Genomic DNA, 315 nt, shown 5'->3' on the forward strand with positions numbered 1-315 from the left:
TGCTGCTCACCCAGATCGAGAAGACCATGGGCTTCGAGGTCGGCAGGATCGGCATCGAGGCGCAGATCGAGAACGCCAAGGGCCTGGTGAACGTCGACGAGATCGCCGCCGCCTCGCCCCGGCTGGAGACCATCATCTTCGGCCCCGCCGACTTCATGGCCTCGATCAACATGAAGTCCCTGGTGGTCGGCATGCAGCCGCCCGGCTACCCGGCCGACGCCTACCACTACATCCTGATGCGCATCCTGATGGCCGCCCGGACGCACGACCTCCAGGCGATCGACGGGCCCTTCCTGCAGATCCGCAACCCCGAGG

Annotated in this window: 1 protein-coding gene; it reads left to right on the forward strand. The window is 66.3% G+C overall.

Going from position 1 to position 315, the window contains the following annotated elements; genetic code table 11:
- A partial coding sequence (locus ACLWS4_RS38310) for an aldolase/citrate lyase family protein (protein WP_416876611.1) occupies positions 1–315 on the forward strand: 315 nt, incomplete at both ends.

Source organism: Kitasatospora sp. SC0581 (assembly GCF_048159585.1).
Lineage (GTDB): Bacteria > Actinomycetota > Actinomycetes > Streptomycetales > Streptomycetaceae > Kitasatospora.